Annotated in this window: 7 protein-coding genes and 1 pseudogene; 4 read left to right on the top strand and 4 right to left on the bottom strand. The window is 58.6% G+C overall.

Annotation, left to right across the window (positions count from 1 at the left end; translation table 11 throughout):
* Nucleotides 1–70 precede the first annotated feature (70 nt).
* Together YU3_RS0124285 and YU3_RS0124280 are read right to left on the bottom strand one after the other, a co-directional pair.
* Complete coding sequence (locus tag YU3_RS0124285) at nt 71–1,309, bottom strand: pilus assembly protein TadG-related protein (protein ID WP_245273646.1); 1,239 nt, start codon at nt 1,307–1,309, stop codon at nt 71–73.
* A 307-nt stretch (nt 1,310–1,616) separates the two neighbouring features.
* Entirely contained in the window at nt 1,617–2,153 is a 537-nt protein-coding gene (locus YU3_RS0124280; protein ID WP_027168658.1) for a J domain-containing protein, read from the bottom strand.
* A 1,876-nt stretch (nt 2,154–4,029) separates the two neighbouring features.
* On the opposite strand from YU3_RS0124280, the gene YU3_RS40765 reads away from it, so the two are divergent.
* Nucleotides 4,030–4,176 (top strand): hypothetical protein, encoded by a 147-nt coding sequence (locus YU3_RS40765; RefSeq protein WP_156913585.1) that lies wholly within the window; start codon nt 4,030–4,032, stop codon nt 4,174–4,176.
* A gap of 155 nt (nt 4,177–4,331) precedes the next feature.
* Here YU3_RS40765 and YU3_RS0124265 read toward each other — a convergent pair whose 3' ends face one another.
* Nucleotides 4,332–4,520, bottom strand: coding sequence for a DUF3606 domain-containing protein (locus tag YU3_RS0124265; RefSeq protein WP_027168656.1), 189 nt, complete (start codon nt 4,518–4,520; stop codon nt 4,332–4,334).
* A 224-nt stretch (nt 4,521–4,744) separates the two neighbouring features.
* Here YU3_RS0124265 and YU3_RS0124260 point away from each other — a divergent pair, with 224 nt between their 5' ends.
* From YU3_RS0124260 to YU3_RS0124240, 3 genes are all read left to right on the top strand, one after another.
* A complete protein-coding gene (locus YU3_RS0124260) occupies nt 4,745–4,978 on the top strand; it encodes a hypothetical protein (protein ID WP_027168655.1) in 234 nt (77 codons plus the stop codon).
* A 1,011-nt stretch (nt 4,979–5,989) separates the two neighbouring features.
* Entirely contained in the window at nt 5,990–6,184 is a 195-nt protein-coding gene (locus tag YU3_RS0124245) for a hypothetical protein (protein ID WP_027168653.1), read from the top strand.
* Nucleotides 6,185–6,429: 245 nt separating this feature from the next.
* Nucleotides 6,430–6,648, top strand: a complete 219-nt coding sequence (locus YU3_RS0124240; protein WP_027168652.1) for a hypothetical protein — start codon at nt 6,430–6,432, stop codon at nt 6,646–6,648.
* A 610-nt stretch (nt 6,649–7,258) separates the two neighbouring features.
* On the opposite strand, the pseudogene YU3_RS37415 reads toward YU3_RS0124240, so the two are convergent.
* A pseudogene (locus YU3_RS37415) lies at nt 7,259–8,294 on the bottom strand (IS3 family transposase); the annotation flags it as partial.
* Between the last annotated feature and the right edge of the window lie 1,694 nt (nt 8,295–9,988).

Here is a 9,988-nt window from a genome sequence, read left to right as displayed (position 1 = left end):
GAGGCAATAGACCGACAGGCCTGTGCCGGCCTCCAGCTTCTTGCCCGCTCGAGCCATGCTTTTACTTGACTTACTCGACGAGCGCGACCGACTGGGCGGACGGGATGTCCTTCATCCCAAGGCTCGAGCAGTCCTGGTTGANGGTGGAATTGCCGGACCACTGGATGGTATCGGCAACAACCTGTGTGCAGCCGTTCTTGCCGGAAAAGTTGCCGAGGTAATTGACCCGCTGCCGGGGCAAATAGATAGCGCCGGTCAAAAGCGAGTTCGCGGTGCCGTTGAAGGTGCTCGACGCGCTGGTGCCGGTCCTGTCGCCGTAGAACAGCACGCCGGAATAGGTGCCAGAGGTCGGCGCGCTCAGGTTCACGCTGGCGTTGCCGTTCATACTGACGGTGTTGCTGCCGGACATGAAGATGGTCACGCCGGTGCAGGGTGCGGCGCAGGTGATGGCCGCGTTGGCGTTGATCTTGAAACTGCCCTGCACGACATAGACACCGGAAGAAAGCGCGACATTGCCCTTGAGGTCCATGCCACTGCAATAGGTCCCGGCCTGGATTGTTTGCGTCGTCTTGTTGCCGTTAATGCTCTTGCACGGGTTAGTGGCGGAGGGCGCCGGCAGGCTGGCGAACGGATCGGACGCAGGCAAGGCATGGGTGATGTTAGACTTGCAGACCGTGGTTACCGGGTTGTTCAGTATGATACCGCCCGCGGAGATAAGGCAGTCGGACTGAAGCCCGGCCGATCCCTGCACCTTGAGGGCATCGGAGGCGTTCGAATTCGACATGACNGANCAGCCGATGAGCTTGACGCTTGTGCTGCCTGAAAAGAGCGCCGCCTGCGAGGCCGACGAATTGAGCGCCAGCACGCAGGCCTTGGAGGCATCGGTGATCAGCGCCACCGCCCTCGCTTGTTCCGGCACCTTGCTCTGCGTGAAAATGGCGCTGAACATCCGGTCCAGGTTCTGGTTGAGGATCACCTCGACCGCCTTCTTGGCCGTGTTCGGCCCCGAAGTGGGCGGCGTGTGGACTACGATGGTGCCGGTACCCAGCCCATTCTGCGTCGCCGACTGGGTGACTGCCGCCGTGATCGCTGTGGTGTTGGATCCCTGAAGCTTCTCAAGCGCGCCTGCATAGGCGGCCGCATCCGCCGTCCCCTGCAGCTTGAGGCTCGAATAATACCAATAGGACGTCTCCACGCCTAGGCCGGCCCCGCCGACAACGATCGGTAACGTCAGCGCAAAGATAACGGCAACGTTTCCGCTTGTGGACCGCCCCACGCCTGCCATCGTGCGCGAGATGCGGCTGAACATCGGTACTCTCATGTTGAATTAGAAAGCATGCATGTATGAAGGAATTGCTAAGCTAGGCCATCGGACCGACGCCATATCGTCGTTCAGCGGGTCCAGGTCAGGGTAGGGTGCTGGCTCATCCACATGAAGGCGACGCTACCGCACGGGCATTTCGAGCCGTGGCTCGAGAAGCCGCGCGGGCTGTCTCGCGCTGCGGCTCTGCAATGCATGACGCTGGCAAAGGAAACCCGCCAGAGAGCGACAGAGGCAATGGCGGCATAGGACAGCGGCGAGGGAGAAGCTCGCTGTCGAAGTCTACTACCTTAGATCATGAGTGCTCTAGGAGCCTGGTGGCGCTCACGTCACGGCGATGTTCGGAATTGGCGCGATCGATGCCATCCACGGTGATGGCGAACATTCCATTTTCGATCCTTGCTATCCAGCCCTTTGCCTTCAAATACCAGAGATGAAACTCCAGATGTTCCCCCGGACAGCCCGACAGGCGTTCGAGCTCTTCATCGCCGATGTCGGGATTGTTGACGTCTTGTCGACGCGTTACCCAGAGAAGCGACAGCAGCTTGGCCTGAATGACCACGTCCCGTTCAAGCCCTTTGACGTCGCTGGCTTCCCCGCTCAGCTCACGGCGAACGCTTGATTGGTGCTCGTACCAAACATCGTATTGGGCGCGCTTGACCGGATCTTTGAGCGTATTGTGCGCCTCTACGATTTCGCCGAAGCGTGATTCATTGCCGGTGTCCAAATTGTCGGGATGGTAGCGCATGGCAAAATAGCGAAAAATCCGCTCAATCGTTTCCAAATTGGCTCGCGGACTGATTTCTAAAAGCTCGTAGTAATCGGTGAACAAGGTTGTGCCCCACAACACGCGTAGAGTGTTATTTTGCTGGCTTTGATGCAATGGCGACCGAAGCCCCAGATACACCGCGCATAGGTCCGAAGGTGCTTAAAATTGTCTGGAATGCAGCCAATTGGCCATTCGAGAATGCGGCTCGCAAGAACGCGCGCCGGGGCGGCTATAGGGGACCGATCACGCCTTCCACAGGTAGGCACGCAGCGCGCTCATCAGTGCTTCGGCGCTGTCCCTCTCAAGATGAAGCTCAATTTCTTCGTCCACAGATCGATCCTTCCTCTTGGATCACGCCAGCTTGCAGCGGGCCGCACAGATGTGCCAGAGCGGGCCGGACCCTTCGGCGGTGTAGGAGAGCGGCGGGCAAGAGCGCCGTGCTGGCGGGCTATCAGAGTTTACCTTTCGCCGAGCTTTGTTTTTTGAGTCTCGCCACTCTGGACGTTTACGTCATGCCGATATGTCCGACCAACCAACATCATGACGCAGCCCAAGAAGAACGCGAGCGCGCCGGCCGCTTGGACGAGTAACGGGCCGCTGATATGAGGATATCCGCTCAATAACGAGCCCGCTGGCGATCGGTCCGCAGATGAAAAGGAAAGCGCCTACACGCCCTTTATAGGTAAATTCCTGCTGGCTCAGAATTTGCGCATTGGTCATAGCCGCCCCCTCTTGCGGGGAAAGCATCGCGCAACCCTGAAGGCCACGCAAGCAGGTGCTCCCCCGAGGTGAGCGGCTTGGGGAAGCCGGGCGAGTAAGCTGCCATGGCGACGTAGGCCAGGATTGCGAAGAGCGTGCGTTGGCGCGCTGGTAGGACAGCAGCAATATAATCGGATACGGCAATCTCTCCCTACGATTTGATGCTGCTTGCAGGCGGCTCTCGCGTGCCAGCAAGGTCAGTTTTGTCGACCGTCGCGACGATAGCGTTGCCGGCGCTTCGGCAAGAAGCTGCAGGCCGGCACAGGCCTCTCGGTGAACGGCCTCACATGCAAGCGGAACGCTACCTTAGACGTTGCCGAACTGGTGAAGCGGCTCGGGCACGGATCATGGATGCCTGCACTGGAATCTGATCAACGTGATCGTCTGCCACGAGTGCCGCGCCGCGGGGAGGATCGGAATCTGCAGTTTACCAACCACGCCCTGATCCGGAGGAGTGCAGCCGGCGGACGGGTAATTGGACAGCCCGGTCTGTCTAAATCAAGTTGTGACACAGGATTCCGCAGACCGGGCCATACACCGGATTTGAGGGACGAGCCGGCGCGGCAAGAAACATGCGCCGCACCACTGCAGCCTTCAACCAAAAAAACTGCACGGTTTCGTACAAAACTCCCTGAGGGCTTGCGTCGCTTGCGCATAGTGGGTTGTCCATAGGACGGGAACGACACGCTCACCCGATCCTCCGTGACCCGCCTGCACACCTTGGCGGATTGCGACCTCATCGCCGACGTTGATGCTGCCCTTTCCGATGCGGATTTAACTCCGAACAGGCGGGGCGGTCCTCAAGCGAAGCTAATGGAACAATCGACCGCCCAGTCGGTCGCGTCGGGCGGCACGGTTACTCGGCATCTCTCACCGGTCGCCATAGGAGTGCGTTCCCTTCCGGCTCCGAGACGGGCCTGCCCCGGACACTCTCCAGCGGCAGGCCTGTGCGCAGAATAAGCAGGATAGGCCGGCACGCTTTCGTTCTGGAGAAATTGCACGGGCGAATCCGTTGATCCAAGAGAGCAAGAGTCGCTATCGTCGCTGGCGTGGTTGCAGGTGCGGGCGCTTGAATTCGTAAAGCTCCCGGCCTGTTGGGGATCTAGACAATGGACAATAATGACGGACAATTTCAGCCTTCGCCTTTGACATCATCGGCGAAGCCGTCAGGAAATCCGTCATGGACACAAACATGCCTGAAGGCCAATGGCCGGAACACGCCAAGCGGCTATTGCAAGAGATGGCCGTGCGCGAGCCAGACCAGAGCATGATTGACCAGATCATCGGGTGTTTGGCTCTACCGAATGGCCGCTTGGTTATTCGTTGAGCTTCTCCACTGTGGCGAGCGCTTCGGTTTCGTGGATCGGTCCAGACCTAAACCGCTGCTTCGCTCGGTAGCACGCCTGCCGGGCAAGTTTCCTTGATCCCATTCTGATAAGGCAAAGTGCCTCGTTGAGATCTTCTATCGGGATTGTCAACAGGTCACCGGACGCCAAGAGCTTTTGCCTCGCGCTCTAGCGTCTCCCGGTCGTTACCGTGCATTTCGATAAGCTCTCTGACCTGTGGGATAGAGAGCCCGAATTTGCTGGCTAAATATCCGACCTCATATTCCTCGTCGCCAGAAACCCTATCACGGTCCCGAAAGTCGCGTTTGCTCTTGTCGTCAGCCATTTGGGATTCCTCCTTCGCCAAAAGAAAGGCGCACAAAGCAGGAATGTTCCAAGGTTCATTAGCGGTCCTAACGGAACCGAACCAATCACGCCATATTGAATCAAGTTCCCATTGTTGGGGCGTTTCATGCGTAAGCGTGCCGGCGGCGTCCGGCTATCCGTGATTGCTCCGCTACTGCCGACACTGGTCGACAAGCCACCAGAGGGATCACGAGGTTATTCGAGGTGATCTTCGAAGCGATGCTTCATCGGGAAGGCAGCTTGCCCGAGGCTGACCAAGCTCTATGGGACTTGTTAGCCGCGCGGCTGGCGAGGGAGGCCGGCATCTCGGGAGACCAAGCCGGCGAACTGATCAAACGCACCGGCACGAATTGGAACTCGCTTCTCAACGAGGCACATTTCCTGAAAGAGCTTGATGGCAGACTTGATCAGGAAGATGCAGCGAGCAAGCCGGACTAACTCTTCGCGTTTTTTTCGACCCGATGCACGAAGGCGTATGCTTCGGGCAGCTCAGCTTCACTTGCACGCATCGGCTTCATGGGAATATCTCCGTTTTTCCAGCAGCGAACAAAAAGAGAACGCAAGAGTCGACAAGTGGCTGGCATCCGCTGCGCGCGCTGCAATTTGCGGGGTCAGTGAGGGGGGCGGATTTAGCGCCCAACAAGTTCAAAAACTTGTCGAGGGATGGATTGGGACTCACTGCTGTGGGAAGCATATCGCTTTCCGTGCCGGCTAAAAATGCACGGCTACCGTTGAAGGAGAACGCCGCCAAATTGTGCCCACAACCGTTCGCACTCTCTCGCCCTCAAGCTCGGAGTGCCCGGCTCACCATAGAAGACCATTGCCCTACGAACGTCGTATCCAAGCACCGAGGCGTTGGCGACGAACTGAATGGCCATTCCCAAGCTGGTGGCGCCGATTCTGACCTCAATTCTATTGGTGAGGTCGATCACTCCGAAAACTTCGGCATTCCCACTCCTGCCAGCCAGAACGGCTGACGAGATCGCATCGTTCACCGCAAGAAGCATTTGGGTTAATCGCCCGCTGAAACGGCTCCATTAACTCTCGAAGCTGAACTTTGTTCCCGGACATGCGAGGCCTCAACGAAGGGCGCGAGATCAGCATTTTTGCCGACGAAGACGAAGCCAAGGCGAGAACCTTCAAGCGCTCGGGTCTAGCGAAATGGCAAACTACGCCCAGAGGGCGGCCGCGCCCTAACATTGCGATCCCCCTCAGGGAACCCTTTCGTTCCTCGCGGATTGGTGCCCGAGGTTAGGGAAATCCTTATGGCTCAATTATCAGAGCGAGCCTTCCGAGGGCTGATCCGTTCGGAATCCAGTCGAAGGCGTTTACACTACCGCCAATATCTGAGGGTAGATCCAGTTCTGCCACCGATCCACGTTCGGCTGCTGGAAAAGCTTGAACGGCAGGAGCAGGCGCGCGCTGCCAAGCGACCTAAATTAAGACCTTATGGCACAGCAGCGGTACGACCTTAGGAAGGAGCCCGACGGGACCTGGACGGTCTTCGACGTGTTCACCGGGCAGCCGGCCGACGACTGGGGCGCTCCAGCGGTAGGCCTCGACATGGAGTATGCCGACGATCTGGTCGACCTCCTCAACATTGTTGATCTGAAGCGAAGGATCACCCGAGGGGACATCGCCTAAGGACCGACCGTCTCTTAACGTTTCCGAACGTTGATTTTTCAGACGGTGCGCCACAGAATGCCGCCTTGAGGTTCATGTCGCGCTCGCGACACATCTCGGCGGGCGTAATAGACAAGCTTTGGGCTGATCGCGGACATCGTTGCGCTTATCGAAGCCAAGCAAGCCGAAAATTGGGCCGTGCGTGTCCCTATAAGAAGCGCGTAGTGCTATAATTGCCATATAGTTCCGGTGGGCTGAAAGTGACCATGGCCGACGAGTATCTAGACCACCTTTTAGAGTGTCCCTATTGCGGCACTATCCGTCTCAGGATTCCAAAGAACGCAGAACCGTCGACGCCGATTAAGTGCGATGATTGCGGCCGATATCTCAGCACATGGGATGAAATACAGACCGACTTCGAGCGCCAAGGCGGAGCCAACGGCGTGTTCCGCCTCGACAAAGGGCGCATCCAGAAGCTCGATTGAATTTCAAACTGACCCACTACCAGGTGATCATAGACTTGGCCGCAGAACGCGGGCTTTCGCTTTCGACTTTGCGAAAACCTTGATGCCTCTCCGTTGGTTTAGCCCTTTCGGTGCCCGTGAGGCCGGCCCGGGTGCCTGCTTGACACTCCCCAAAAAGAAAGCCGACCTTTTTACAGGTCGGCTTCTCGTCGGACGGGTCGAGGGGTTTTGAGGGACTACGGGGGTGACCCGTCGATCTAAAAATGCGTGAGCCTGATGATGGTTCCATGACCGCGAAATTATTTGCGCGCGCGCGTTCAGCGTTCGCACAGGAGGCCCGAAGGTACTTCCGTGCCGGCAGCAAAAGAGGAGAGCTTCTCCCCAACTAACACTTGCGGTCAGTGCCACTTTCCGCCACGAACGAGGCAGGGGCTAGGGGGTGTCGTCGAAGCGAGGACCACGGCCGATATCGGTCCGCCCGCGGGCGAGGCTGACCTGCCACTGAACTTTCATCCAGTGGCGATAGAGCCTCGGCCGTTTCTGTTATGCCGTATGGCGCGGTTTGAGCAACCGGCGGAGACGCGAAGCCTTCATTGAGCGCAGCGTCGGAGCCGGTTGCGGCGAGGGTTCCGGCGAAGGCCGCCGGGGTCTGGTAGCCGAGCGAGGAATGGGGCCTCGCGGTGTTGAAGTCCAGCCTCCATTCGGCAATGGCACTGCGGGCGTGGTCGAGGCCGAAGAACAGGCTCTCGTTCAACAGCTCGTCGCGCATTCGGCCGTTGAAGGATTCGACGTAGCCATTTTGCATCGGGTTGCGCGGGGCGATGTAGTGCCATTCGACGCGATGATCCTTCGACCAGGCGAGGATGGCGTTCGAGGTGAACTCGGTGCCGTGGTCGGAAACGATCATGTCCGGCTTGCCGCGCCAGGCGATCAGGTCAGTCAGTTCCCGAGCAACGCGCCGACCGGAGATCGACGTGTCCGGGATCGCGGCAAGGCATTCGCGCGTCACGTCATCGACGATGTTCAGCACCCGGAACCGCCGCCCGCAGGCGAACTGGTCATGGACGAAGTCCAGCGACCAGCGCGCGTTCGGCTTCGCCTCAACCAGAATCGGCGCCCGCGTGCCGACCGCTCGTCGCCGTGCCCGGCGCTTGCGCAGCGTCGGGCCCTGCTCGCGGTAGAGCCGGTAGATGCGATTGACCCCTGATGGCTCGCCCTCTCGCTGGAGCAGAATGAACAGGCATCGATAGCCGAAGCGGCGGTGCTCGTTGGCGAGGTCGCGTAACCTTGTGCGCAGCTCCGTCTCCGGCGGACGCCGGAAGCGATAGCGGACCATCTTGCGATCGGCACCGACGAAGGAACAGGCCCGACGCTCCGACACGCCCATGACGGCCTGCAGATGCGCGACGGCTTCGCGCTTGGCGGCGGGCCCTACCATTTTTTGAAAGAAGCTCGCGCAGTGCCGACGCTTCGAGCATCTGGTCGGCGAGCAGCTTCTTCAGCTTTGCGTTCTCGTCTTCCGAGGCTTTCAGCCGTTTGGCATCGGAGACGTCCATCCCGCCATATTTCGCCTTCCAGTTATACAGCGTCGCCTCGGAGATCCCATGCTTGCGCGCCAGGTCGCCCGCCGTTGCTCCCGCCTCATGCTCACGCAGAAGCGCGATGATCTGCTCTTCGGTAAACCGCTTTTCTCTTCATCAGTCCGTCCTTCAATCGAGGCCGGACTCTAATCTCAGATGGAGGAAATTACCCGTGGCAGGTCAGTGGCAGGTCACGACACATTGAACGTCTTGGAGAGTTCAGGGAAATCCTGGTCGCAACTCGACGCGAAGGGGTCCGTAACGTGCACCATACACGCGACGCTATGCGGGCTAGCGGCTTTCAGATCGGGGATAGCGAAGGCTCCAGCTACGGTGCCCAGCTGAAGGCGCTCCAAGAGGAAATTGAGGCAGTCGATCGCGCCATCGAAGATGAGAAGCGGTTGGGCCCCGCTCTCGAAGGCGCGGCTCAATCCCGCAGACCGACTAGGCCAAGAATCGTGAGGGAACATAGAGCTAAGCGAAACGACGTAATAGCCCGCCGCCCCATTCGCGGCAGCGGCGGGCGCCCCTATGGTCGTAGGGACATAGCCGGGGAGAGGGTGCGGCCGCCCCCTTAGCTATCCCGTGAACATGCAAATTCTGCGCCATTGATAAATCCCGATTTGATACAACGTGCGCCGGCCTTGATACGCGATTCAGCTTGCACTGAAGTCTAAATCGGGGATGGGTTGGATGGCAGGCTTTCGAAGATTTGGATGTTCTATTTGCCAGGGCGCACGGAAGTTGTTCATAGGCGAACATTGGAAGGCCACAGACGGCAACATCGTCCTATGGCGTCAACTGTTGGATCGGCCAACAGAAACGAGGGCTGATGTACCCCAACACCAGCCCTCTAGCCCGCCACCTCCACGGAGGGCACAGGTGGCGACGGGCAGTGATTACGATAGCGGCGTCTCGGGCAAATGGAAGAGGCTCAGTCGCTATATGATTTCGCGTCAATCTCCCGTCACATCGGCGCGTATTCCCTGACGCCGCGCTCGGGATCCTGGTAATATACCAGTCTAGCAAGGTCCTATATTCACGCTTCCAACGATCGCCTCGGAGTCACCATCCTCGTCCGTGCAGTGGATCGTTTTGACTAGCGCCAGCGCCTTCGGATACCTTGCGATTGCTTTCCTGCACTCTCTTCCATGCGTACCAGATCGGTCAGACGAAGAAGCCGATGACATAGATCGTGAAATGTCTTGGCTCTTCATCTCAGTCTCCCTCCCGCAAAGGGCCTTCCCCTCGGCCCCGAGGCGGAACAGCCATTGGACCTCCCAGAGGGTCGCTTGATCTTCGAGACACGCCATGCAGACGCGCACTGCCCATTCCCAATGCGGACCGCGCTTGCTCATTTCAGCAGTTCGGCAGCCGCACCCTCGACATTTGAAAAGTTGCACGTCTGGCGGGCTTATCGGTCTTGACGGCGACGGGAAGGGGAGGGGAGGGGAGAACCAGTGCATATGGCGAACGATAACGGCATCTTCGCCAAAAGGAAGGGACCAGCCACCGGCGTAAGATGACTGGTCCCACTCGCCGCGCGATCTGGGGACTAGAGGGACTTGCAGATCGTCACCGCGCGGGCTGTCATGAAAGATATCATATTAGCTGGCGCTTGGATAACAGATTCGTTGTTGCGGTGCGCTCAATCCAGGTCCCGCACCCGTGCAGGTTCCTGCTCGGTTCTCGGAACATTTTAGCTGAGTTGAATGTTTCAACTTGATGACAAAATTGTCCGATCTTGGAACGTCGATTTCCGGCAAACAGGACAGGCCCAA

It is taken from the genome of Mesorhizobium sp. WSM3224 (assembly GCF_000427725.1).
Classification (GTDB): domain Bacteria; phylum Pseudomonadota; class Alphaproteobacteria; order Rhizobiales; family Rhizobiaceae; genus Mesorhizobium.
The sequence above is the reverse complement of the archived record's forward strand: the minus strand, read 5'-3'. Positions and strand labels throughout refer to the sequence as shown.